This is a genomic window from Rathayibacter oskolensis, from assembly GCF_900177245.1.
Lineage (GTDB): Bacteria > Actinomycetota > Actinomycetes > Actinomycetales > Microbacteriaceae > Rathayibacter > Rathayibacter oskolensis.
Map to the genome: position 1 here is coordinate 955,369 of NZ_FXBM01000002.1, position 23,915 is coordinate 979,283.

Genomic DNA, 23,915 nt, shown 5'->3' on the forward strand with positions numbered 1-23,915 from the left:
CAAGCGATTCGACGGAGCGAACGCAACACGCTCTGCGGGACTCGGCCACCTCGACGAGCCGACAGCGGGAGGGGCGGCGGGGACGCCCCTCCAAGGCACACTGTACGGATGACCCCGACGCTGCTCGAACGCATGCCGACGCCCGACGCCGACGGGCGCGTCGACGACGACGCGGTGTATCTGGCGTTCGTCGAGTGGGCGGAGGAGCGCGGGCTGCCGCTGTATCCGGCGCAGGACGAGGCGATGATCGAGATCGCCTCGGGTGCGAACCTGATCCTGTCCACTCCGACCGGCACCGGCAAGTCGCTGGTCGCGATCGGGGCTCATGCGGCCGCCCTCGCGAGCGGTAGGCGCAGCTACTACACCGCTCCGATCAAGGCGCTCGTGTCCGAGAAGTTCTTCGCTCTGGTCGACGTGTTCGGGGCGTCCAACGTCGGGATGGTGACGGGCGACTCCTCCGTCAACGCCGATGCGCCGATCATCTGCTGCACCGCCGAGATCCTCGCCAATCTCGCGCTTCGGCACGGCGAGGACACCGACGTCGATCAGGTCGTGATGGACGAGTTCCACTTCTACGCCGACCCGTCGCGCGGCTGGGCGTGGCAGGTGCCGCTGCTGACCCTCCCGCACGTGCAGTTCGTGCTGATGTCGGCGACGCTCGGCGATGTGACGGCGCTCGCCGCCGACCTCACGAGGCGCACGGGTCGCGAGACCGCGCGCGTCACCGGGGTGGAGCGGCCTGTGCCGCTGCACTACTTCTACGAGATCGCGCCGATCCACGACTCCATCGAGGAGCTGCTGGCGACCAGTCAGTCGCCCGTCTACGTCGTGCACTTCTCGCAGGCCGCGGCGCTCGAGCGCGCGCAGGCCCTCACGAGCGCGAACATCGCCAGCCGCGAGCACCGCGACCGCATCGCCGAGGTGATCGGCGGCTTCCGCTTCACGACCGCGTTCGGCAAGACCCTCTCGCGGCTGCTGCGGCTGGGCATCGGCGTGCACCACGCCGGGATGCTGCCGAAGTACCGGCGCCTGGTCGAGCAGCTCGCCCAGCAGGGCATGCTGCGCGTCATCTGCGGGACCGACACCCTGGGCGTCGGCATCAACGTCCCCATCCGCACGGTGCTGCTCACCGCGCTGACCAAGTACGACGGCACGCGGATGCGGCAGCTCTCGGCCCGCGAGTTCCACCAGATCGCGGGGCGCGCGGGTCGTGCGGGCTACGACACCGCGGGCACGGTCGTCGTGCAGGCGCCCGAGCACGAGTCCGAGAACCGGAAGGCGCTCGACAAGATGGGCGACGACCCCAAGAAGCGGCGCAAGTGGGTCGCGAAGCGGGCGCCGCAGGGCTTCATCAGCTGGGGCGAGCCGAGCTTCCGCAAGCTCGTCGACGCCGAGCCCGAGACCCTCACCTCGCACATGACGATCACCTCGGCGATGCTCCTGAACGTGATCGCCCGCGGCGGCGACGCCTACGCCAACGTCCACTCCCTGATCTTCGACAACCACGAGCCGTGGCGGAGGCAGCTCACGCTCGCGCGCCGCGCGCTCGGCATCTACCGCACGCTGCGCGAGGCGGGAGTGGTCGAGCAGACCGTCGGCGACGACGGGGTGGTGCGCATCCGCCTCACGGTCGATCTGCAGCCCAACTTCGCGCTCAACCAGCCCCTCTCGCCGTTCGCGCTCGCGGTCTTCGACGTGCTCGACCCGGAGTCGCCGACCTTCGCGCTCGACGTGATCTCGGTCCTCGAGGCGACGCTCGACGATCCGCGGCCGATCCTCGGCGCCCAGCAGTTCCAGGCCCGCGGCGAGGCGGTCGCGGCGATGAAGGCCGAGGGCATCGAGTACGAGGAGCGGATGGAGCTGCTCGAGGGCGTCACCCACCCCAAGCCGCTCGAGGAGCTGCTGGAGGCGACCTTCGCCACCTACACCGAGGTCCAGCCCTGGGTCCGCGACTTCGAGCTCTCGCCGAAGTCGGTCGTGCGCGACATGTACGAGCGGGCGATGTCGTTCGGCGAGTACACCGCGTTCTACAAGCTCTCCCGATCGGAGGGGCTCGTCCTGCGCTATCTCTCCGACGCGTTCCGCGCAGCCCGGCAGACGATCCCCGACGAGCTCAAGAACGAGGAGCTGCACGATCTGATCGAGTGGCTCGGCGAGCTCGTGCGGCAGGTCGACTCGTCACTGGTCGACGAGTGGGAGGAGCTGATCAACCCGTCGCTGCACGCGGCCGACCAGTCGATCGTCCCGCCGGCGCCCCGCCGCCTGACCGCCAACCACCGCGCCTTCCGCGTCCTGGTGCGCAACGAGATGTTCCGTCGGGTGACGCTCGCCGCGCTCGACGACCACGAGGCGCTCGGCGAGCTCGACGCCGCGGCCGGCTTCGACGCCGACGCTTGGGGCGCCGCGCTCGACGACTACTACGACGAGCACGACAGCATCGGCACCGGCTCCGACGCCCGGGGCCCGTCGATGCTCCTGGTGACCGAGGAGGCGACGCAGTGGCGCGTCCGTCAGATCCTCGACGACCCGGCGGGGGACCACGACTGGGGCATCTCCGCGGTCGTCGACCTGGCGGAGTCGGATGAGGCGGGTGCCGCGGTCGTCCGCGTGTCGGCGGTCGGCCGGCTCGACGGCGGGAGCTGACAGAGGGTCTCCTCCACCCGGGCGGATTCGGACGGCTCGGCACCAGCCCGCATACTGGCAGCGTGGTCGGGGGGATGAGCAGGACGGCCGAGGTGCCGCGCGAGAGGTTGGCCTGGGCCGACACGACGCGGGGACTCGGCGTCCTCGCGGTCGTGCTCTTCCACGTGCTGATCTGGAACTACGCCGCGCTCGTCGACGGAACCTCCGCGGTCGCCTCCGCCTGGGATCAGGTCGGCAGCTCACTGGGGCGCATCCGCATGCCGATCCTCTTCGCGCTCTCGGGGCTCCTCGCCCAGCGCGGGCTGCTGCTGGGCTGGCGGGCGGGCTCGGCCCGGCTCCGCCTGGTGTCGAACGCCTACCTCTACGTGGTGTGGGTCGTGATCTACGGAGTCGTCTTCGCGCTGCTCGCGCGACCGGACTTCCCGCACTCGATCGACACACCCGCGCAGTTCCTGCTGCAGTTCGTGTTCCCGACGACGACCCTGTGGTTCATCTTCGCCCTGGCTCTCTACCCGGTCGTGCTGGTCGCCCTCCGGGCGCTCCGCATACCGTGGTGGGGCATCCTGGCACTCGGGACAGCGGCCTGGTTCGTCGCCGCGGACCTCCGCGTCATCCTCTTCGGCGACGCGCTCCTGCAGAACTTCGTGTTCTTCGCCCTGGGAGTGCTGGGCGCGGAGCGGCTGCGCCGGTTCTCGATCCCGGGAGCGGCGACACTGCTCGGGCCGTTCGCCGTCTTCCTCCTCGCGGTCCTCGGCGGACGCCTCGTCGACGGACCCGCCGACGAGGTCTTCGGATTCGTGGCGAGCACGAGCGCCGTCCCGCTCGCCGTCGTCTGCGCGGCGGTCCTGTGCCGGTGGGAGCCGGCCGCTCGCCTCGGCTCCGCGATCGGGCGGCGGACGCTGCCGATCTACCTCCTGCAGGTGCCGCTGCTCGGGCTGTGGTCGCTCGTCGCGCACCCCGATGCCGCCTGGCTCGTCACCCTGCTGCGGAATCCGGTCGTCGAGCTCGCCTACCCGCCGCTCGTGACCGCGGCGATCGTCGCGGTGTCGCTCGGGATCCGAGCGCTGCTCGGTCGCCTCCCGGCCGACCCGCTGTTCACGGTTCCCGCGCCGCTCGTCTCGCTCGCCCGGCCGACGCGCCGGGGACGGCACGCCGACTGACGGTCAGCTCCAGATCGAGGCGAGGTACTCGTCGGTCGCCTCGGGGCTGAGCCCGTGCACGTCGTCCGCTCCCCACTCGAGGATGGAGGGGTCGATCGTCCACTCGCCCTCGGCGGGGGCCGCGACGCTCTCGTAGCCGACGGTGGAGTCGGTGACCTCCGCCCACGTCGAGGCACCCATGGCTCCGATGAAGACCGAGTCGACGGCCGAGCAGCCCTGATCGGCGCCCGGGCCGTTCGAGGCGGCGAAGTTGCCTCCCGTGTCCGCTCCGTCGGGGAGGGGGAACACCCGTCGCACCACTTCGCCGCCGACGACGAGGCAGTGCTCGTAGCGCACGTTAGGAGCGGATCCGATCTGGAAGGCCGTGTTCGTCGAGGCGAAGTCGATGCAGTCGACGTTCGTGAAGTCGCCGTAGTAGTTGTTCCCCTGCCCCGAGAACTGCACCGTGTCGGTGTGGGCGTTCGAGCCCTTCTCCTTGTAGCCGGGTGCCGTGTAGCAGGCGACTCGGCGCACGTAGCGCAGGCCGCCGTCGCCCTTGGTGGGGGTGCGCAGGCTCGAGACGTCCTCGTTGCGCAGCTGCGGCTGCGGCACGACGATCTCGACGAGTTCGACGTTCTCGGTGAACGCCACTCCGTCGGCGCCGTGCACGTTGTAGGCCGCGTCGGCCCTGATGCGAGCGAAGGCGGAGCCGGAGCAGCCGGAGGCGAGGAACCCGCCGGTGGTCACGATCCCCGCGAGAGTGACGCCGTAGACGCGCAGCACGCGCCAGGAGTTGGCCGTCGTCACCGTTCCGTAGCCGTCCCTCGGATAGACGAGGATCCGGTTCTCGCGATCCAGCGAGCCGATGTCCTGCATGACCGGCGTGGCGCTCGCGCCGGCGCCCGCGCCCGTCAGCTCGCCCGGGGCGACCAGGATCCTGATGGTGTCGGCGGCACCGGCCGTGGTCAGCGCGGTGGTGATGGCCTCGGAGATCGCGAGCCAGGAGCACTCGACCTCGATCTCGGTGTCGATGTCACCCGTGATCCAGGGCGTGCCGGAGGGCCAGTGCGTGCCGTTCGGGCCGAAGGACTGCTCCGGGGTGGGCACGCCGGGGAGGAGGTCGAGCTCCTGGGCGGGTGCGTCGGGGTCGCCGGGCACACCCGGCACGTCGGGAGCGAAGGTGCGGTAGGCGGCGTAGCCGGCCCCGCCGAGCGCGGCGACTCCGAGTCCGGCGCCGACGGCCCCGAGGATCACGGCACGGCGGCTCGGTCGCCGCGGCGGCAGCTCGTGGAAGTCCGTCGCGTCGAAGGGGTGCCGGGAGGAGTCGGGGTGGTGCGAGGAGTCGGCCAAGGGTGTCCAAACCGTCAGGGGGCGGTGCCGGAAGCGGCACGCCGCAGGTCCGGCGCGCCACGCTGTGCCGTGAGCGCGGCCGTCGGGCTGTCGGAGCGCTCCAGGGGACCCTAGCAGCCGCGTCCGACGCGATCCCGAGAGGGTGCTCCTCGCGGCTCGGAGGGGCCGGTCAGCGGCCGCGCTGCTCGCGTCGGCGCATCTGAGCCGCGATCTCGGCCTCGGTGATGTCCTTCTTCGCCGGGCTCCAGATCGAGGCCGCGCGGCCGGCGACTCCGATGCCGACGCCGATCATCGGCCAGATCGGCCAGAAGTAGCCGGGAGCGCCGGTCGCGAACCAGATGACGGTGGTGAGGGCGGACACGCCGACCCAGCCGCCGACCGCTCCCGCGAAGTCCCGGCGGCGCTTGAGCTCCTTGACGGCCTGGGCCCGCTCGACGTCCTCGGGGCGGGCCGGTGTGCTCGACGCCCCGGTGGCGGGCTGCACGTCCGACGGAGGCGGGGGATCGCGTCGTGCCGACGGGTCCGGGGACCCCCACTGCTCGCTCATCCGGCGACCTCCTGACGTGACGTGCCCAGCCTACGCAGCCGCGCCCTCCCGGTCACTCGGGATTGCGGACGTGGGTGCGGTCCATGATCGCCGTGGTGAGCGCCTCCACCGGCTCGCGGGGCGCCGTCGAGTTCTCGAAGAGCCGGAACTCGATGTCCTCGAGCTCGGGCAGCCCGAAGCGGTTGCTCACGGTGACGAGATCGCCGGGGATGAGCGATCGGGGGAACACGGCGATGCCGATCCCCGCGCGGACGGCCGCGAGCACGCCGTTGACCTCGCGCGTGTTGCAGGTGATGCGCCAGGTGCGCCCCGCGGCCTCGAGGGCGTCGATGGCGATCTGCCTCGAGACGCTCGGACCCCGGTAGGCGATCAGGGGCACGGTCTCGTGACGCTCGACGACCGTCTTCTCGTGGGCGACCCAGACCATGGTGTCGCGGCGGACGAGGCGCCCGTCGACGGCGCCCGGCGCGGTCTTCACGAAGATGAGGTCGAGGTGCCCGGCGTCGAGCTTGCGGCGCAGCGGGGCGCTCTGGTCGACGGTCAGCTCGAGCTTCACCTGCGGGTGCAGCTGACGGAAGTGGCGGAGGATGCGGGGCAGCTGGGTGATCGCCAGGTCGTCGGCGGCGCCGAACCTCAGCCGGCCCTTCATGGCGGCCCCGCTGAAGTAGTTCTCGGCCGCGGCGTGCGCGGCGAGGATCGTCCGCGCGAATCCCGCCATCGCCACTCCGTTGTCGGTCAGCTCGACCTCACGGGTGTCGCGCACGACGAGGATCCGCCCCGCCGCCTCCTCCAGTCGGCGCACGTGCTGGCTGACCGTCGGCTGGCTGACGCCGAGCTGCTGGGCGGCCCGGGTGAATCCACGGGTGTCGGCGACCGCCAGGAAGGTGCGCAGCAGTGCGGGGTCGTACACGCGGATCTCCGTTCGTCATTGCGGGAGGTGATGGGAGTTATTGAGCCGATTGGCTTCGCTTATGTGCAGGTCGAGCGTACCGTCGGAGGCATCGGATAGCCCAGCGCTCGACTCGCGGGGCGCCTCCCGGCGGTTCTCGCCGGACGACCGCAGTCAGGAACCCTCCCCGTGTCCAGCACGAAAGCCGCCGCACCCGCCGCCTCGACCGCCTCGATCGCCGAGGCCGCCCCGACCGCCCCGATCGCCGTCGTCGACGGCCCGCCCGCCTGGCGCAACACGTTCCAGGCGCTCGAGGTGCCCAACTTCCGGATCTACACCGGGGCGCACTTCATCGGCTCGACGGCGATGTGGATCCAGCGGATCGCGCAGGACTGGCTCGTCCTGGAGCTGACCGGCAGCGTCGTCGCGGTCGGCATCACGGTCGCGCTCCAGTTCGCGCCGCTGCTCGTGTTCGGCCTCTACGGGGGAGTGCTGGCCGATCGGTACCCCAAGCGGATCCTCCTCATCACCGCTCAGTCGACAGCGGCGGTGCTGAGCGCGGTGCTCGGGGTGCTGACCGTCTCGGGAGCGGTCGAACCCTGGCACATCTTCACGATCGCCTTCCTCCTCGGCTTCGTGACCGTCATCGACAACCCGACCCGCCAGGCGTTCGTCACCGAGGTCGTCGGCCCGGTGCATCTGCGCAACGCGATCAGCATCAACGCGACCGTCTTCCAGCTCGGAGCGCTCATCGGCCCGGCGATCAGCGGCGTGCTCATCCTCGCGGTCGGCTCCGGTCCGGCGTTCCTGATCAACGCGTCCGCCGCGCTGGTGGCGGTGACGGGGCTGGCGAGCATGAACGCCCGGGCCCTGCACACGGTGCCGCGGCTGCCTCGGGCACGAGGGCAGCTGCGTGAGGGCGTCGCCTACGTGCTCGGCAAGCCCGCGATCGCGTGGTCGCTGCTGCTCGTCGCGGTGGCGTCGACCTTCGCGTTCAACACGGCCGTGGTCTTCGCCGACTACGCCGCGAACGAGTTCGACGCGGGAGCCGGCGGCTACGGACTGTTCTCGTCGATGGCCGCGGTGGGAGCTGTCCTCGGCGCCGTCGCCTCGACCCGTCGGGTGCGGCTCCGGCTGCGCACGGTCGTCGGCGGGGCGGTCGTGTACGGGGCGTTCGAGATGCTCGCCGCGGCGATGCCCACGCAGGGGATGTTCGCCGTGTCGCTGATCGGAGTGGGACTGGGCAACCTGCTGTTCGTCACCGCCGCGAACGCGCTGATCCAGTCGTCCTCGAACGTCTCGGTGCGGGGCCGCGTGATGTCGATCTACGTCCTGGTGCTGCTGGGCTTCCAGACGATCGGCGCGCCGCTGATCGGCGGGCTGAGCGAGCTGCTCGGACCCCGGGCGACGCTCGCGACGATGGGCGGCGTGCTGGTCCTCGGCGCCGCGGTGGTCGCGCTGATCGTGGCGACAAGGGCGCGGATGGGACTGCAGTTCTCGCCGCGGGGAGTGCGGATCGTCGACCACCCCTGATCCAGCAGCCTCACGCGGGTTCCGGCTGGCAGTGGGGGCACCACCAGGTGCGGCGCCGCTCGGGGTCGTCGGCGACCTCGGCCCGGACGAGCACCGTCGTGCCGCAGCGTCGGCAGGGGCGACCGGCGCGCCCGACGACCCAGTGTCGCTCGCCCCGGCGGGTGTCGCCGGTCGTCGTCTGGAACATCCCGGGGACGGTGACGGAGGCGCGGAGGGCGCGGGAGGCCGTCGCCACCAGGGCGCGGACGTCGAGCGATCCGACCGGCCGCCACGGCCAGGCGCCGCGGAGGAAGCAGACCTCGTTCGCCCAGAGGTTGCCGAGGCCGGCCATGGTGCGCTGATCGAGGAGGGCGGCGATCACGGGGCGCTCGGGGGCGCGGGAGAACCGCAGGATCGCCTCCTCGGCGTCCCAGTCGGCGCGGAGGGGATCGGGGCCGAGGTGTCCGGTCACGGTCCGCTCGTCGCGGGTCGGCAGCAGGTCGACGACGGGCAGGTCGATGCCCCAGACGGTCGATCGGTCGTCGAGCCGCAGACGCACGCGGACGTCCTTCTGCACGTGCCGGGGCACGGAGCGGCCCGGTGCCGTCACGGTCCACGAGCCCTGCATCCGCAGGTGCGTGTGCAGGGTCAGGCCGCCGCTGAGCCGGGTCAGCAGGTGCTTGCCGTGGGTGTCGTGCTCGAGGATGCGCAGCCCGCCCAGCTCGGTGCCCGCTGCGTCACCGGAGCGGAGCTCGCCCTCCTCGATCGTCCGCCCGTCCGCCGCCCGCCTGAGGCGGGCGGCGAGACGGTGGACGCTGTCTCCCTCGGGCACGACTGCACTCTAGGTGCCGTCGCTGCGGGGGAGTCAGGAGCCGCGGAGGCCTCAGCGAGCGCTGTAGGCCTGCTCGTAGCTCTTCTCGGAGCCGTCCTTCGCGGTCACGTCGATCGTCGCCACTCCGGCCTTGATCGGCCGCAGGAGCGTGAGGAACGTCACCGAGAACGACTGGCCGGGCTTCACCGAGCTCTTCGTCCGCGTTCCGTAGGGCGTCGAGATCTCGATCGCGACCGCCTCCGGGCCGTTGTTGACGGCCGTCACGGTGAGCGACCGCAGGAGCCCGAGGCGCTTGGTCTGCGCGCTCGTCGCGACGTCGATGGTCGAGACGACCGTCTCGGGCAGGTCGATCCCGACGACGACCGGGTCGTGGTCGCTCGAGCGGAAGGCCGACGTGTCGTAGAAGATCGTCGCGTTGTAGTCGTAGCGGCTGTACTCGAGGGCCACCGACTCCCCGCTGTTGATGTTCCACGTGTCGACGCCGGTCACCGTCGCGTCGGCGGCGGGGGAGGCGAAGACGTGGTCGAGGGAGCCGACGGCGCCGTCGAACGAGTAGGAGTACTTCCCGTCCTTCGAGCCCTGGTCGATGAACCCGGCGTCGGTGATGACCTGCACCGGGTCCTCCTTCGAGTAGGCGTTGAAGTCGCCGAGGAGGTAGACGAGATCGGTCGCCTTCTCGGTCTCGAGCCGCTCGGCGAACGCGACGAGCGCGGTCGCCTGCGCGACGCGCGAGGCGTTGGACGCTCCCTGGCCGTCGCCCTGGTCGGCGTCGGCGCCCTCTCCCGAGCCCTTCGACTTGAAGTGGTTCACGATCGCCACGAACTCGCTCTCGGCGTCCCCGATGAGGCGGAACTCCTGGGCCAGCGGCTTGCGCGCGTTCGAGAATGCGGTCGACTCGGTGAGGATGACCGACTCGCCGACGGGCTCGATGACGGCCTTCTTGTAGATGAAGGCCGTGCGGATCACGTCCTCCTCGGCGATCGGCGGGAGCGCGGCGGGCGAGGGCACGTACGCCCACACCTCCGAGCCGGCCGCCGTGTTCAGTGCGGCGGTCAGCGTGGCGAGCGCCTCGTCGCGGGGCTTGCCGAACTTGGCCGAGTTCTCGATCTCCTCGAGCGAGACGACTCCGGCGCCGAGGGTGTTGATGGCGGTGACGATCTTCGCCTGCTGGCGCTCGAGGTCATCGGCGTTCGCCGCGCCGCGGGCGTCGCAGCCGCTGTTCACCGTGACGGGGTCGCCGTCGCGGTCGGTGTAGAAGGTGCAGCCGGTGATCGAGTCGCCGGTGGTCGAGAAGTAGTTGAGGACGTTGAAGGAGGCGATCGAGAGGTCGCCGCCGACGGACTCGGGCTGCGCCTCGCGCGTGTTCTCGAACGTGGCGGGCTGCACCGTGGCGGCGTTCTCGACCGTCAGCTGCGTCGTGGGCTGGAAGGCCCAGGCGTTGTTGCGGTAGTCGAGGACGACGGGGCGGGTGAAGCTCACCGGTGCGCCGACGCGGATGGGCTCGGACGTGGTCAGGTAGGGCAGCGGGATCGCCTTGTTCGCGGCGGACCCGAGGAAGTTGATCGAGGCTCCGTCGTCGAGCGTGACGGCGCGCGCGGCGTTGTCGGCGACCACGGCGGCCAGCTCGGGGGTGCCCGGGCGGGCGACCTCGGTCGGCGTCAGCAGCGGCGAGTCGCCCGCGGCGAGGCCGATCGAGCCGTAGCTGTTGAGGTCGTAGGTGTCGGTGACGGTGTAGTCGCCCTGGGGTGCGATCAGCATGCTCTCGAGGACCTCGCGCTCCGCGGTCGTGCGCGGCAGCGCGACGGTCGCGGGCGTCGGGGCGAGCGCGGGAGTGTCGAGTCGCACCACGGTCTCCGCCGAGGTCGGGGTGAGCTCGGTGAGCCCGTTGAACTCGCTGACCGCGCCGGTGATCCGCAGGTTGTCGCCCACGGCGACCGAGCCGACCGAGGCCGAGGAGTAGACGAAGACGGCGTCGGAGGCGGTCGGCGCCTGCGCGCCGCCGGTGCCGGCGGTCTGGATGACGTAGCCGTTGTAGCCGCCGGAGGGGTAGCGGGCGGTGACGACGCCGGTGGTCGTGACGGTCTGCCCGACGAGCGGTGACGCGTCTCCGGTGCCCTGGATCTCGGCGATCGACACGGTCGGCGCCTCGGTCGGCGGGGTCGTCGGAGTGGGGGTCGGCGTGGCAGTGGCCGTCGCGGTCGGCGTCGGAGTGGGCGTCGGGCCCTCGCCGGACGCCTCGGGCGTCATGTCGCCGAGCGCGAAGTCGGAGGCGTTGACGTCGGTGTCGCCCGTGGGGGAGTCGGCGCGCGCGATCGACTGCGTGAGGGTCGGGACGGTCGCCGCCGCCGACTCGAAGGTGTTCGAGCTGCCGTAGCCGAGGAGGTCGAGGACCGCGTCGGGCTGCTCGGCGGCTCCGGTGGGGGGCGCGACGAGGGTCGTCGTCCCCTCGACGAGGAAGAGCGTGCCGCCCGCCGCGGCGATGTTGAGGCCGTTCGCGGTCTGATCAGCCGCGGGGAGCGGAGCGCCGTTGGTGCCGTTGCTCGCGCCCTGGATCAGGAAGTGCCCGTCGGCCGGCACCGTGCCGGTGAGGGCGACGGTCGTCGTCGGGTTCGCCGTGCCGGTCGCGGAGCGGTACTGCAGCGAGAGGCCCGAGAGCGCGACGTCGGCGTCGGTCGGGTTGTAGAGCTCGACGAAGCGGTTCGCGTAGGTCGCCCCGGCGGAGCCTCCGCGCGCGAAGACCTCGCTGATGACGAGCTCGTCACCGCTCGGTGCGGCCGACACCGGCGCGGCGACGAGGGGAGCGGCGACGAGCGACAGACCGGCGAGGGCCGCCAGGCCGAGCCCGCGCCTCCGTCGACGCTCGGGCAGCACGGGGGCCTCTGGCATGGGTGGTCCTCTCGATCGCCGTTCCGGGGAACGGGTCCCTCCGCGGGGGAGGGTGGGGTGCAGGTGTCCCAGAAAGGGGCACAGATGGTCACGCTATGCAGTGCGGGTGCCCGCGCTGTGAACCCGACGTTTCATGAACGTAAACTCACCCACCGACATCGGCGCGGCCCGGCCCCTCCTTGCGGCCGACACCCGGGAAAGCGCGCCAGACTCGCAGGATGATCTCCTTCGAACTGGCCAGGGCCCTGCGGACCGCGGGTGTGCGCTGGTCCCCGGTCACCGGCGACCGCTTCCGGATCGAGCGCGAGGGGTTCGACGGCGATGTCTTCACGGTCAGCGACATGACCATCGAGGCGCACGAGTACGCCAGCGGCACCGTGCTGGGCTTCAACGGCACGACGGAGTGGGCGCTCGACTCGGTCTCGCTCGAGGACTCCCTCTGGCTGCCCCGGGAGGATCAGCTGCGCGAGCTGCTCCGGGGCACCTTCCGCTCCCTCCGCCGCCTCGACGGCGGTCGCTACGCGGTCGAGGTGGAGCTCGGCGGGCGGCCGCAGGTGTTCGAGGACGACGCCGCCGAGAACGCCTACGCCGAGGCGCTGCTCGCCCTGGTCAGCTCGGTGGCCGTCGACCTCGACGACGTCGACGAGATCGCCTGATCAGGAGGCCTTCTCGACCGACGCGTCCTCGGTCTTCTTCGCGGCCGGCTTCTTGGCCGCGGGCTTCTTCGCGGCCGGTTTCTTCGCCGGAGCCGCCTTCTTCTTCGGCGCCTCCTCCTTCTCGTCGTCCGACGTGGAGGCGGCCGCCGTCTTCTTCGAGGCCGGCTTCGCGGGCGCGGTGTCGGCCGCTCCCGCCTTCGCCCCGCGGCTGCGCTCGACCGAGCGCTTGAGCGCCTCCATCAGGTCGAGCACCTCGCCGCCGCCCTCCTCCTCCGGCCTCTCGCCGAAGGTCGCCGCCGTGTCGAGGGCGTCGCCCTGCTCGATCTTCGCGTCGATGAGGGTGCGCAGCTGCACCTGGTAGGCGTCGGTGAACTTCGCCGCGTCGAAGTCCTCGGAGTAGGAGTCGACGAGGTGGGAGGACATCTCGAGCTCGCGCGCGGCGATCCTCGTCGTGCCCTCGAGGGAGGGGAACTCGACCTCGCGGACCTCGTCGGCCCACAAGAGCGTCTGCAGCATCAGCAGCTTGCCGCGCACCCGCAGCGCCGCCAACCGGGTCTTCTGCCGCAGGGCGAACTCGACGATGGCGGTGCGGTCGGTCTCCTCGAGGGTGCGCCTCAGCAGCACGTAGGCCTTCGGGGAGGAGGAGTCGGGCTCGAGGATGTACGCGCGGTCGAACATGATCGGGTCGACCTGGTCGCTCGGCACGAACTGCACGACGTCGATCTCGCGGTCGCGTTCCTCCGGCAGCGCCTTCAGCTCGTCCTTCGAGAGCACGACGGTGCGCTCGCCGTCGTCGTAGGCCTTGTCGATGTGATCGAAGCCGACGACCTCGCCGCAGATCTCGCACTTGCGCTGGTAGCGGATCCGCCCGCCGTCGGCGTCGTGCACCTGATGCAGCGCAATGTCGTGGTCCTCGGTCGCGCTGTAGATCTTCACCGGCACGTTGACCAGGCCGAAGGTGATCGCGCCCTTCCAGATGGCTCGCATGCGCCCAGTGAACACCGTCGGCCGTCGCGGCGGGAACCCCTGGTGCTGCGGTCCGCCGTGTCGGCCGGACGCGGCGGAGTCGGAGGAGCGGTCGAGCGAACTCGACGTCCTCCCGGCGGACGGGTGTCGAATGGGTGACCATGAGCGATGAGACCCGGCCCGCCGACAGGCTCCGAGCGGCGCTGCGAGCCCCCGATGCGTCGTCGAGACTGCAGGCCGCGATGACCGCGGGGACACGGCCCGCCGACGAGTACGCCGCCGTGCTCGTCGAGCAGTGCGCCGTCGAGACCGATTTCGGGGTGCGCGAGATGCTCACCTGGGCCCTCACCCGGCACGACCCGGCGATCACCGTCGAGCTGCTCCTGCCGGAGCTCGAGTCGGAGTCGCCCCGGGCGCGCAGCCAGTCGCTGCACACGCTGTCGAAGGTGGGCGATCCGCGGGCGTGGCCGGCGATCACTCCGGCGCTGCTGCACGACGAGCACCCCGAGGTCGCCCACGCGGCCTGGCGCACCGCCGCGCGCCTCGCGCCGGAGAGCGAGCGCCCCGCGCTCGCCCGGCAGCTCGCCGAGCACCTCGGCGAGGGCGACCGGCCGGAGCAGCGGAGTCTCACCCGCGCGCTGCTGATGCTCGGTGATGCTGCCGCGCCTGCGCTCGAGGCCGCCGCGCAGTCCCCGGAGCAGGCCCGGCGATTCCACGCCCTCGCGACCCTCCGCCTCCTCGCCGACCCCGAGGAGGACGTCGAGGAGGCCTTCGCCCGCGCCCGAACGGATCCCGGAACGCAGTGAGGCGTCCCGCCCGGTCGAGACGTTCCGATCGGCCGGGACGCCCCGACGGGAGCGGGACGTCTCGCAGTCGCCGGCGTCCGCACGCGACGGAGCCGCCCGGCCGTCGAGAGGATCGACGACCGGGCGGCTCCGGTGGGGTGACGCGGGATCAGCCGCGGTCGTGAGCCTCCGCGTGACGGCGGCGGAAGACGGCGAGCAGGAGCCCGCCGACACCGCCGGCGATCAGCAGGCCGCCGATGCCGAGCGGGAGGCCGGCGTCGGCTCCCGTCGCGGCGAGGGTGGCCTTCGAGGGCTTCGTCGGGGCGGCGTGACCCGCTCCGGCCGTCGGGGTGCTGCTCGGGGTGGGCTCGGCGGTCGGCGCCGTCGTGGGCTCCGAGGTCGGAGTCGTGGTCGGCTCCGTGGTCGGGACCGCGGTGGGCTCGGCCGTCGGAGTCGCGGTGGGCTCGGCGGTCGGGGTCGGCTCCGGCGTCGTCGGGTTCTTCTCGGCGTCGATCGCGGAGGTGTCCTCTGCGAACGAGGCGGTCACGAACGCGATCGCCTTCGAAGTGATGCCGAGCGCCTCCTGGTTGATGTTGGCGATGTCGTCACCGGCCGAGTGGTAGTTCGGGTCGTGCGTGATGCCGACGGTGCCGCCGAACAGCGCGGCCTCCTCCTCGGTCTTCACATCGTCCGCGCCGGTGAAGAGGCCGGAGGAGGGGATGCCGACCGAGATGAAGCCGTCGTAGTCGCTGCGTCCGTCGAACGCCGTGTCGATCCACGGCTGGTCGATCGAGTCGAAGTAGTCGGTGAACGCCTTCTCGGTGGCGATCGAGCCCGCGGGGACCTCGACCGGCGCCTCGTAGGTGGACTCGTTCGCGTCGTACACCGAGATCACGTAGTTGGGCGACGCGACCATGTCGAAGTTCATGTAGGTCGCGATCTTGTCCGCCTCCTCCTGCGTGAGCGAGTCGACGTAGTTGTAGGAGCCGACCAGGCCGACCTCCTCGGCGCCCCACCAGGCGAACCGCACCGCATTGGTGGTCTCGCCCGCCTCGGCGAGCTGCACGGCCGTCTCGAGCAGGGTCGCCGATCCGGAGCCGTTGTCGTTGAGGCCGGGGCCCTCGGGCACGCCGTCGAGGTGCGCGCCCAGCATGACCACGTTGTCGTGGTCGCCGCCCGCGGTCTCGGTGATGATGTTGAAGGTCTCGACGACGGTCGTCGTCTGCTCGATGGTCAGGCTTGCCGACGAGGGGAGACCCGCCAGCAGCGTCTCACCCTCGGCCTGCGTGATGCCGACACCGGGGATCGCGGCCTCGTCCTGCGCACCGTAGGTGCCGTTCAGGGCGTCGCTCGGAGCGTTGTCGTAGATCAGGATCGCCGAGGCGCCGGCCGCACCGGCGGCGATCGACTTGTCGAGGAAGGGGCAGACGCCGCGGCTGACCAGGGCGACCTTGCCGGTCGCGTCGACTCCGGCCCAGGCGTCGGCCGTGCAGCCCAGCGGGTCGACCGGCGTGACGAGCTCGCCGGTGACACCGCCCTCGGGGGTCGACGGAGTGAACTCCATCGGGGTGCCGACGACGGCCGGGGTCGTCGTCAGCGAGAAGGCGTCGATCGTCTGCGTGGAGGTCGAGAACTCCTGGCGCTCGGTCGTGTAGCCGGCGGCGGCGAGGACGGCCTCGACGTACTGCCCGCTGAGCTCGTAGCCCTCGGTGCCGATCGCGCGGTTGCCGTCGTTGGCGTCGGCGATCGCCTGGAAGGCCTCCAGGTGGGTCATGATGCCGTCGACCGTCACGGTCTCGGCGAAGTCGACCGGCTCGACGGCGCTCGCCGTCGGGGCGAAGGCGAAGCCGGCGACGATGGCGCCGGCTCCGATCATCGCGCTCGAGCCGATCAGTGAGCGTCGGCGCCGAGCGCCTCCGGCTCCGTGGGTGGTGTTCGCCACAGGTGGTCCCTTTCGTCGATGACAGGGGCCGTCGGATCGACGACCAGCGCCGCGCCGAATCCTGGGACTCCGCAACGCCTTCGTCGAGGCTATTCACAGGGTGCGGGCGAGCACACCCCTTCGGGGCAGATTTCACGGGCCGGAAACACCGCGGGGTGCGGGCGGCCGTCGCCGGCCGTCAGAGCGTGGCCGGGCTCTCGGCCCACTCGCGGAGCATCGCCGTGGTCTCGCGAGGACGGTCGCGGTGCGGGCTGTGGCCGGCGCCGGCGACCACCGCGTAGCGCACGCGCGGGTTGGCGCGGAGCACGTCGGCGGCGAGGCTCGGCGGGAAGAAGGTGAAGATCGCCGGGTCTCCGGCCAGGACGAGCACCGGTGCCGTGAGCGCTGGGACGTCGGCGAGCAGATCCCACGGGTCGTTCTCGTCCAGGGTCGCGGCGACCGCGGCGGGATCCGCGGCGCGGGCGGCGAGCAGCTTCTCGGCGCGGTCGCGCTCGTCCCACGCCGGTGTGTCGGCGGCGAGGTCCGCGGCGGACACCGTGAGGGCGGCGAGCTCGCCCTCGCGCACCTCCGCCCGCACGCCCTCGCCGAGTCGGAGGACCGGGTCGAGCAGCACCAGGCGCTCGGTCCAGCCGGAGTCGCGCGCCGCCGCCCGCACGGCGATCGCACCGCCGAGGGAGTGCCCCACGACCAGCCCCCAGGCTCCCCGGCCCGGGCGCTGGGCGAGTGCGTCGTCGGCGTAGTCGTCGTGGCGCGAGGAGCCGCCCCGCGCTCCTGCGCCGTGCCCGCGGAGGTCGGGAGCCGTGACCGTCCAGCCCGCCGCGCGCAGCTCCTCGGCGAGCCGCCACCAGGTGCCGGAGGCGCCGCCGAGGCCGTGCAGGAGGAGTGCGTCGCGGTTCGTCATGCGGCCAGGCTAGGCGCAGCGCGACGGCTCGAGACGCGGCTTCCTGCGCACTCTGCTGGTCGAGCAGCCGCCGGATGAGGGGTATCGAGATCGATATCCCCACGTGGTCCGCGGAGCGTGCTCAGTCGAACCGCGGGTCGCGGCCGGTGCGCTCGCCGGTCGCCAGGGCGCCGATGCCCGCCAGATCCTCGTCGTCGAGCGCGAAGCCGAAGACGTCGAGGTTCTCGGCGATCCGCGCGGGTGTCACCGACTTCGGGATCACGACGACGCCGAGCTGCACGTGCCAGCGGAGGACGACCTGCGCGGGCGAGACGCCGTGCTTCGCCGCGATCCGCGCGAGCACGGGCTCCTCGAGCAGGCGACCGCGCGCCAGCGGCGACCACGCCTCGGTCACGATGCCGTGAGCGGCGTCGAAGGCGCGCAGCTCGTCCTGCGGGAGTCGCGGATGCAGCTCGACCTGATTGATCGCGGGGACGACGTCGGTCTCGCCGAGGAGGCGCTCGAGGTGCTCGACGGCGAAGTTCGACACCCCGATCGACCGGGCGCGACCCTCCTGCTTGATGCGCTCCAGCGCGCGGTAGGTGTCGACGTAGCGGTCGCGGGAGGGGATCGGCCAGTGCACGAGGTAGAGGTCGACGTAGTCGGCGCCGAGCAGCTCGAGGCTGCGGTCGAAGGCCGCGAGGGTCTCGTCGAAGCCGTGGTCGTCGTTCCAGACCTTGGTGGTCACGAAGACCTGCTCGCGCGGCACTCCGCTCGCCCGGATCCCCTCGCCGACTCCGCGCTCGTTGCCGTAGAGCGTGGCCGTGTCGACGTGCCGATAGCCCGCCTCCAGTGCGGTCGCGACGGTGCGGGCCGCTTCGGCGTCGCCGATCTTGTAGACGCCGAGTCCGAGCTGGGGGATCGCGCGGCCGTCGTTCAGGGGGATGAGGGGAGTGGTCATGCCCTCCATGCTTCCACGGGGCCTCAGAGGGTCCAGTCGAGCTCGCCGTGCGGCCCGACCCGCACCGTGTCCTCGATCAAGGCGGCGAGCCCGGCGACCCCGAAGAGGAGGCGGCGATCGGCCTGCGCCTCGGGGCTGCGGTCGGCGAAGCGCCGCACCGCGAAGAAGTCGTCGTGACCCGGCTGGAGGCCCTCGATCAGGCCGTGGTCCCCGAGCGCCCGCAGTCCCCTGCCGGGCCGCCGGCCGGTCCCGGTGCCGAGCCAGAGCGAGCCCGTCTCGAGCACCACCGCGGTGGTCGACACCGAGGCTCCTGCCCGCTCGCGGTGGGCGGTGAGCTGCCAGCCGTACCCGAGGTGGTGCACGTGCACGGGGTGCGGACCCCTCCACGCGTGCGAGGGGTCCTCCGGTCGGTAGTACACGGGGCTCGGCCGGAACGATCCCTCCCACAGCCCTGCCGCTAGCTCGGCGCACCAGTCGGGCGTCTCGGGATCGGACCACGGCACCAGGACGTGCGCCTCGGCCGCGGCGCGCTGGTGGACCCGGACGAGGTCCTCGGCGTCGTCGCGCAGTCCCATCGCCGTCCCCTCCGAGTGCCCCGTTGTGGCGCCAACCCTAGGCGCGGCGCGCGGGCCCCAGCAACGGGCGAGCGGATCAGGTGGGCAGGTTCACGGGTTCGGTGTCGGGGAGCGGGCTCGCGTCGCGGCCGCGCAGATCGGGGTGGTAGCGCCGGCCGAGCGCGGGGACGACGAAGCCGACGAACGCGAACGCCGCGGCGACCGCGATCGCGGCGGTCGGCCCGGCCTGGTCGATCTGCACGCCGGCGATGGCGGAGCCCAGTGCCGCGCCGATGAGCTGACCGGTGCCGACCCAGCCGTAAGCCTCCGCCGTGTCCGAGAACCGCACACTCGCCGCGGTGATCGTGAAGAGGGCGGCGAGGGCGGGAGCGATGCCGACTCCGGCGAGGAAGAGCGTCGCCGAGAGCCACCAGAAGTCGGTCGAGAAGGCCGCGAGACCCATGCCGACCGTGACGATCAGCATCCGGCGCGCGGTCGCCCACCGGCTGATCGGGATGTGACCCAGCGTCAGACCGCCCACCAGCGAGCCGGCCGCGAAGATCGCGAGGACCACTCCCGACTCGACCCCGCCCTCGCCGAACACGGCGACGACTCCGGCCTCGACCGCCGCGCAGGCGCCGACGAGGAGGAAGCCGACCACGGTCGCCAGGAGCACCGGGGGCTTCGTGAGCACCACGCCGAGCTTGCGCTTGGAGCGCGGGATCCGCACGCGGCCCACCTCGGGCGAGGCGATGAACCAGATGCCGCCTCCGATCAGGAACGCGGCGGCCACGAGGATGCCCGCGACCGTCGAGATCTGGATCGAGACGAACGTGGTGAGCACCGGCCCGAGCACCCAGATGATCTCCTGCGCCGACGCGTCGAGCGAGAAGAGGGGGGTGAGCTGCGAGCTCGTCACCATCTTCGGGTAGATCGTGCGCACCGCGGGCTGGACGGGCGGCATGCTCAGGCCCGCGACCAGGGCGATCACCACGAACTGCCACACCTCGAGCTCGAGCAGGGCCATCGCGATGATCGCGGCGGCGCAGACGATGAGGGTGAGCGTGAGGACGAGGCGCATCCCGAGCCGGCCCATCAGCCGGCTCGTCAGCGGGCCGGCGATCGCCTGCCCGATCGACATCGAGCCGAGCACCAGACCCGCCGCGGCGTAGGAGTCGTGCACGCGCTCGACGTGCAGGAGGAACGCGAGCGACAGCATCCCGAACGGGAAGCGCGCGGTGAGCTGCGCGGCGATGATGCGCCCCACCCCCGGGGTTCTCAGGAGTTCGGTGTAGCTGCCCACCGGACGACACTAGCGGCCCGCGCGAGAGAACCCGAAACGCCCACGAGACCCGCCAGGGCGGGCTCCCTCGACGCTCGCTGCTCCCTCGGCGGAGGGCTTGCGATCAGCCCGCGAGCACCTTGCGGATCCGCTGCAGCGAGACGCTCTCGGCCGTGCCGAGGCCCTGCGCGAAGAAGCTCACCCGCAGCTCCTCGATCATCCAGCGGGCGCGGGCCAGGTTCTCCGGGGCGTGCGGGGGCAGCGGCGTGACGCCTCCCGCCGAGCGGTACAGCTCCTCGGCCGCCTGCACCTCGTTGAGCCAGACCCGGTCGCGACCGACGTTCTCGCCGATCTTGCCGAATCGCTCGGTGATCGCCGCGAGGTAGCGCGGCAGGTGCCGGAGGCGCTCCACTCCGGTCGCGGAGACGAATCCCGCGTAGACCAGGCCCGAGAGCTGCTGGCGCGCGTCGGTCAGGGCGGGCAGCAGGGCCATGCTCGTCGAGGCCTTCAGCGCCTTCTCGACCCCGCGGGCCGTCGTCAGGATCGTGGTCACCGTCTTCACGGTCTCGAACATCGAGTCCATCACGCTCGCCGACACCCGGTCGCGCACCGCGTCGAACTCGGCCCTGAGGAACAGCATCCCGTCGGGCTTCATCCGCCAGAGGACCGCGTCGACGCAGGCCAGCAGGCAGTCGGTGAACAGCGCCGTCGTGTTCTGGTAGGGGCTCTGCGCGAGCACGAGCTTCTCGTTCGAGGTGAGGTGCTGCTGCACGTAGGCCACCGGGCTCGGCGTCGCGAGCAGCAGGAGGCGCCGCACCCCGCGCGGGTGCTCCCTGGCCTGGTCCTCGGGAGTCGCGAGCAGGCGGATCGAGACGGAGTCGCCGTCGTCGATCAGTGCGGGGTAGGCCCGGATCGTGTTGCCGCCCTGCCGGGTGTCGGTGACGCGCGGCAGCTCGGGCATGTCCCACGTCTTCAGGCCCCGTCGCTCGAGTGCGTCGGGCACGCGGGCCTCGACGACCCGGGCGACCTCGTCGCGGACCCGGCCGCGCAGGCGCTCCGCGAGCGGCGCGAGCTCCTTGCCGGCCGCGAGGGTGCGCCCGCGCTCGTCGGCGATCGCGAAGGTCACCCGGAGGTGGCTCGGGATGCGCTCGAGGTCGAAGTCGGACGCCTGCACGACGACGCCGGCCTCCCGCCGGATGGCCGCCGCGAGGGTGGCGGCGAACGACTCCGTGGGCGGATTCGGGACGTCGTGGGGGAGGGTCGCGGTGAGCTTGCGCGCCCAGTCGTTCGCCGGGACGACGTTGCGCCGGAGGTGCTTGGGCAGCGCCTTGATCATGGCGGTCACCAGCTCGGCGCGGAGGCCCGGCACGAGCCAGTCGAAGCCGAGCGGCGTGACGCGCGGCAGGAGCGCGAGCGGCACGTGCACTGTGACGCCGTCCTCCTCCGTGCCCGGTTCGAAGCGGTACGAGAGGCGGAAGCGCTGGTCGGCCTGGCGCCACTGCGTCGGGAACGCGGTCTCGTCGATCTCCTCCGCGTCCTCGGGCAGCAGGGTCTGCTGCGTCATCGTGAGCAGGTCGGGCTCGTCGTGCTGGGCGGTCCGCCACCAGGAGTCGAACGAGCGCACCGAGTGGATGTCGCGGGGGAGTCGGCGGTCGTAGAAGTCGAAGACCGCCTCGTCGTCGACGAGCAGATCGCGGCGCCGCGTCCGCTCCTCGAGGCGCTCGAGCTCGGCGCGCAGGGCCCGGTTCTTCCGGTCGAACGCGTGGCGCGACTCCCACTCGCCCTCGACCAGGGCGTGCCGGATGAACAGCTCCCGGGCGTAGGCGGCATCGATCCGCGAGAACTGCACGCGGCGCCGCGCGATGATCGGCACGCCGTAGAGCGTGACCTTCTCGTAGGCGACCGCCGCGCCCTGCGACTTCTCCCAGTGCGGCTCGCTGAACTGCCGCTTGACGAGGTCGCCCGCGATCGCCTCCGCCCACGCCGGGTCGATCGCGGCGTTCGAGCGGGCGAAGAGCCGGCTGGTCTCGACGAGCTCGGCGCTCATCACGGCGTCGGGCAGCTTCTTGGCGAGCGCACTGCCGGGGAAGATCGAGAACTTGGCGTTGCGCGCGCCGACGTACTGCACGCTCTGGCGCTCGCGGTTCTTCGCCGCGCGCTGAGCCTGCTGCGACGTCGTGTCCTTGATGCCCAGGTGCGAGAGGAGGCCTGCGAGCAGCGAGCGGTGGATCCCGTCGGGGTCGACCTTCGGCTCGCCGAGCTCGAGCTTGAGCGGCCGGGCGAGCTGCCGGAGCTGGCGGAAGACGTCCTGCCACTCGCGCACCCGCAGGTAGTTGAGGTACTCGGCCTTGCAGAGCCGGCGGAAGGCACTGGAGGAGAGCTCCTGCTGCTTCTCCTCCAGATGGTTCCAGAGGTTCAGCAGGGTGAGGAAGTCGCTCGTCGGGTCGACGAAGCGCGCGTGCTGCTGGTCGGCCTGCGCGCGGCGCTCGAGCGGGCGCTCGCGGACGTCCTGGATCGTCAGCCCGGCGACGATGGCCATCACCTCGCGGCTGACCCCGTGCTTGCGCGACTCGATGACCATGCGCCCGAACCGCGGGTCGATCGGCAGCCTCGCCAGGTCGCGTCCGGTGCGGGTGAGCTGCGGCGCACTCGACCGGCCTCGTGGAGCGCCGGTCGTGCCCGCCTCGGCGTCGCCGCCGGGAGGGGCCCCTCGCCCGGCGTCGGAGGGAGCGCGGATCGCGCCGAGCTCGGTGAGCAGGTCGAGGCCGTCCTTGATGCCGCGCGAGTCGGGAGGCGTCAGGAAGGGGAAGGAGGCGATGTCGCCCAGGCCCAGCGAGATCATCTGCAGGATGACGGCGGCGAGGCCCGTGCGCAGGATCTCGGGGTCGGTGTACTCCGGGCGCCGGAGGTAGTCCTCCTCCGAGTAGAGCCGGATCGCGATGCCGGCGCTGGTGCGGCCGGAGCGGCCGGAGCGCTGATTCGCGGAGGCCTGCGAGACCGCCTCGATCGGGAGGCGCTGCACCTTGGAGCGCGCGCTGTAGCGCGAGATGCGGGCGGTGCCTCCGTCGATCACGTAGCGGATGCCCGGAACGGTGAGGCTCGTCTCGGCGACGTTCGTCGCCAGGACGACGCGCCTGCGCACCCCCGGGGTGCGCGTGCGCTCGAAGACCCGGTGCTGGTCGGCGGCCGAGAGGCGCCCGTAGAGGGGCAGGACCTCGGTGCCGGGCAGGTTCTGCCCGCGGATGGCGTCCTCCGCGTCGCGGATCTCGTTCTCGCCCGAGAGGAAGACGAGCACGTCGCCCGAGTCCTCGCGGGCGAGCTCGGCGAGCGCGTCGGTGATGCCGGTGAGGAGGTCGCGGCTGCCGGCGGTCGCGTCGGGCGTGTCGGTGTCGTCGTCCTCCTCCGGCTCCTCGGCGACGAGAGGGCGGTAGCGGATCTCGACCGGGTAGGTGCGGCCCGAGACCTCGATCACCGGCGCGGGCTTCCCGCCGGCGTCGGCGAAGTGCCGCGCGAAGCTCGCCGGATCGATGGTCGCCGAGGTGATGATGAGCTTCAGATCGGGCCGCTGCGGCAGCAGGCGGTGCAGGTAGCCGAGGAGGAAGTCGATGTTGAGGCTGCGCTCGTGCGCCTCGTCGATGATGATCGTGTCGTACCGGCTGAGCATCCGGTCGTGGTTCATCTCGTTCAGCAGGATGCCGTCGGTCATCAGCTTGATCCGCGTCGAGGCGCTCGCCCGGTCGGTGAACCGCACCTGGTAGCCGACGATCCCGCCGACCTCGTCGTCGAGCTCCTCCGCGATGCGCTCGGCGATCGTGCGCGCGGCGATGCGGCGCGGCTGGGTGTGCGCGATGCTCCCGCGCCCGAGCTCGAGGCAGATCTTCGGCAGCTGGGTGGTCTTGCCCGATCCGGTGGCTCCGGCGACGATCACGACCTGGTTGTCGCGGATCGCCGCAGCGATGTCGTCCCTCCGCGCCGAGACGGGGAGTTCTGGCGGGTAGCGGATGCTGAGGACCTCTGACATGAGCCCTCCATCCTACGGCCGCGTGCGACAATGCCCTGGCCCTCCTCCTCGCAGAATCCCGCGAGAGAGC

At 71.8% G+C, this 23,915-nt stretch carries 17 protein-coding genes; 5 read left to right on the forward strand and 12 right to left on the reverse strand.

The window, feature by feature from the left end:
* Positions 1-108 precede the first annotated feature (108 nt).
* On the forward strand, positions 109-2,643 hold the full coding sequence (locus B9Y99_RS13520; protein WP_085477074.1) for a DEAD/DEAH box helicase: 2,535 nt from the start codon (positions 109-111) through the stop codon (positions 2,641-2,643).
* Positions 2,644-2,717: 74 nt separating this feature from the next.
* Complete coding sequence (locus tag B9Y99_RS13525; protein WP_085477075.1) at positions 2,718-3,803, forward strand: acyltransferase family protein; 1,086 nt, start codon at positions 2,718-2,720, stop codon at positions 3,801-3,803.
* Positions 3,804-3,806: 3 nt separating this feature from the next.
* Here the strand turns inward: B9Y99_RS13525 and B9Y99_RS13530 are convergent, their stop codons facing one another.
* From B9Y99_RS13530 to B9Y99_RS13540, 3 genes are all read right to left on the reverse strand, one after another.
* On the reverse strand, positions 3,807-5,132 hold the full coding sequence (locus tag B9Y99_RS13530; protein WP_085477076.1) for a hypothetical protein: 1,326 nt from the start codon (positions 5,130-5,132) through the stop codon (positions 3,807-3,809).
* 169 nt (positions 5,133-5,301) lie between these two features.
* Entirely contained in the window at positions 5,302-5,679 is a 378-nt protein-coding gene (locus B9Y99_RS13535) for a 2TM domain-containing protein (protein ID WP_085477077.1), read from the reverse strand.
* A gap of 52 nt (positions 5,680-5,731) precedes the next feature.
* Positions 5,732-6,589 carry a LysR substrate-binding domain-containing protein gene (locus B9Y99_RS13540; RefSeq protein WP_085477078.1) on the reverse strand — a complete coding sequence of 286 codons (858 nt, stop codon included), beginning with the start codon at positions 6,587-6,589 and terminating at the stop codon, positions 5,732-5,734.
* A 168-nt stretch (positions 6,590-6,757) separates the two neighbouring features.
* Here B9Y99_RS13540 and B9Y99_RS13545 point away from each other — a divergent pair, with 168 nt between their 5' ends.
* Positions 6,758-8,101 (forward strand): MFS transporter, encoded by a 1,344-nt coding sequence (locus tag B9Y99_RS13545; RefSeq protein WP_244274911.1) that lies wholly within the window; start codon positions 6,758-6,760, stop codon positions 8,099-8,101.
* Between the two features lie 10 nt (positions 8,102-8,111).
* On the opposite strand, the gene B9Y99_RS13550 is transcribed toward B9Y99_RS13545, so the two are convergent.
* Together B9Y99_RS13550 and B9Y99_RS13555 are read right to left on the reverse strand one after the other, a co-directional pair.
* Positions 8,112-8,912 (reverse strand): DNA-formamidopyrimidine glycosylase family protein, encoded by an 801-nt coding sequence (locus B9Y99_RS13550; protein WP_085477079.1) that lies wholly within the window; start codon positions 8,910-8,912, stop codon positions 8,112-8,114.
* 51 nt (positions 8,913-8,963) lie between these two features.
* A complete protein-coding gene (locus tag B9Y99_RS13555; RefSeq protein WP_085477080.1) occupies positions 8,964-11,798 on the reverse strand; it encodes an ExeM/NucH family extracellular endonuclease in 2,835 nt (944 codons plus the stop codon).
* Positions 11,799-12,016: 218 nt separating this feature from the next.
* Between B9Y99_RS13555 and B9Y99_RS13560 the strand changes: the two genes are divergently transcribed.
* Positions 12,017-12,454, forward strand: a complete 438-nt coding sequence (locus B9Y99_RS13560; protein ID WP_085477081.1) for a pilus assembly protein CpaE — start codon at positions 12,017-12,019, stop codon at positions 12,452-12,454.
* On the opposite strand, the gene ku is transcribed toward B9Y99_RS13560, so the two are convergent.
* Complete coding sequence (gene ku / locus B9Y99_RS13565) at positions 12,455-13,441, reverse strand: non-homologous end joining protein Ku (RefSeq protein WP_085477082.1); 987 nt, start codon at positions 13,439-13,441, stop codon at positions 12,455-12,457.
* Positions 13,442-13,581: 140 nt separating this feature from the next.
* Here ku and B9Y99_RS13570 point away from each other — a divergent pair, with 140 nt between their 5' ends.
* Positions 13,582-14,226, forward strand: a complete 645-nt coding sequence (locus B9Y99_RS13570) for a HEAT repeat domain-containing protein (RefSeq protein WP_085477083.1) — start codon at positions 13,582-13,584, stop codon at positions 14,224-14,226.
* A gap of 148 nt (positions 14,227-14,374) precedes the next feature.
* Here B9Y99_RS13570 and B9Y99_RS13575 read toward each other — a convergent pair whose 3' ends face one another.
* The 6 genes from B9Y99_RS13575 to hrpA all read right to left on the reverse strand — a co-directional run bounded on the left by B9Y99_RS13575 (position 14,375) and on the right by hrpA (position 23,845).
* On the reverse strand, positions 14,375-16,147 hold the full coding sequence (locus B9Y99_RS13575; protein WP_244274912.1) for a M28 family peptidase: 1,773 nt from the start codon (positions 16,145-16,147) through the stop codon (positions 14,375-14,377).
* 178 nt (positions 16,148-16,325) lie between these two features.
* Positions 16,326-17,048 (reverse strand): alpha/beta fold hydrolase, encoded by a 723-nt coding sequence (locus B9Y99_RS13580; RefSeq protein WP_085477084.1) that lies wholly within the window; start codon positions 17,046-17,048, stop codon positions 16,326-16,328.
* 121 nt (positions 17,049-17,169) lie between these two features.
* Complete coding sequence (locus B9Y99_RS13585; RefSeq protein ID WP_085477421.1) at positions 17,170-17,988, reverse strand: aldo/keto reductase; 819 nt, start codon at positions 17,986-17,988, stop codon at positions 17,170-17,172.
* Positions 17,989-18,011: 23 nt separating this feature from the next.
* Positions 18,012-18,563, reverse strand: a complete 552-nt coding sequence (locus tag B9Y99_RS13590) for a hypothetical protein (RefSeq protein ID WP_085477085.1) — start codon at positions 18,561-18,563, stop codon at positions 18,012-18,014.
* A gap of 76 nt (positions 18,564-18,639) precedes the next feature.
* Positions 18,640-19,845: an MFS transporter gene (locus B9Y99_RS13595; protein ID WP_085477086.1), complete on the reverse strand. Its 1,206-nt coding sequence runs from the start codon at positions 19,843-19,845 to the stop codon at positions 18,640-18,642.
* A 103-nt stretch (positions 19,846-19,948) separates the two neighbouring features.
* Positions 19,949-23,845 carry an ATP-dependent RNA helicase HrpA gene (gene hrpA / locus B9Y99_RS13600; protein ID WP_085477087.1) on the reverse strand — a complete coding sequence of 1,299 codons (3,897 nt, stop codon included), beginning with the start codon at positions 23,843-23,845 and terminating at the stop codon, positions 19,949-19,951.
* Positions 23,846-23,915: the final 70 nt, after the last annotated feature.

What these genes read in the sequence shown, in the direction of transcription:
- B9Y99_RS13520 (WP_085477074.1), top strand. Translation starts at nt 109, where the DNA reads ATGACCCCGACGCTGCTCGAACGCATGCCGACGCCCGACGCCGACGGG.
- B9Y99_RS13525 (WP_085477075.1), top strand. Translation starts at nt 2,718, where the DNA reads ATGAGCAGGACGGCCGAGGTGCCGCGCGAGAGGTTGGCCTGGGCCGAC.
- B9Y99_RS13535 (WP_085477077.1), bottom strand. Translation starts at nt 5,679, where the DNA reads ATGAGCGAGCAGTGGGGGTCCCCGGACCCGTCGGCACGACGCGATCCC.
- B9Y99_RS13555 (WP_085477080.1), bottom strand. Translation starts at nt 11,798, where the DNA reads ATGCCAGAGGCCCCCGTGCTGCCCGAGCGTCGACGGAGGCGCGGGCTC.
- B9Y99_RS13560 (WP_085477081.1), top strand. Translation starts at nt 12,017, where the DNA reads ATGATCTCCTTCGAACTGGCCAGGGCCCTGCGGACCGCGGGTGTGCGC.
- ku (WP_085477082.1), bottom strand. Translation starts at nt 13,441, where the DNA reads ATGCGAGCCATCTGGAAGGGCGCGATCACCTTCGGCCTGGTCAACGTG.
- B9Y99_RS13570 (WP_085477083.1), top strand. Translation starts at nt 13,582, where the DNA reads ATGAGCGATGAGACCCGGCCCGCCGACAGGCTCCGAGCGGCGCTGCGA.
- B9Y99_RS13580 (WP_085477084.1), bottom strand. Translation starts at nt 17,048, where the DNA reads ATGACGAACCGCGACGCACTCCTCCTGCACGGCCTCGGCGGCGCCTCC.
- B9Y99_RS13585 (WP_085477421.1), bottom strand. Translation starts at nt 17,988, where the DNA reads ATGACCACTCCCCTCATCCCCCTGAACGACGGCCGCGCGATCCCCCAG.
- B9Y99_RS13590 (WP_085477085.1), bottom strand. Translation starts at nt 18,563, where the DNA reads ATGGGACTGCGCGACGACGCCGAGGACCTCGTCCGGGTCCACCAGCGC.
- hrpA (WP_085477087.1), bottom strand. Translation starts at nt 23,845, where the DNA reads ATGTCAGAGGTCCTCAGCATCCGCTACCCGCCAGAACTCCCCGTCTCG.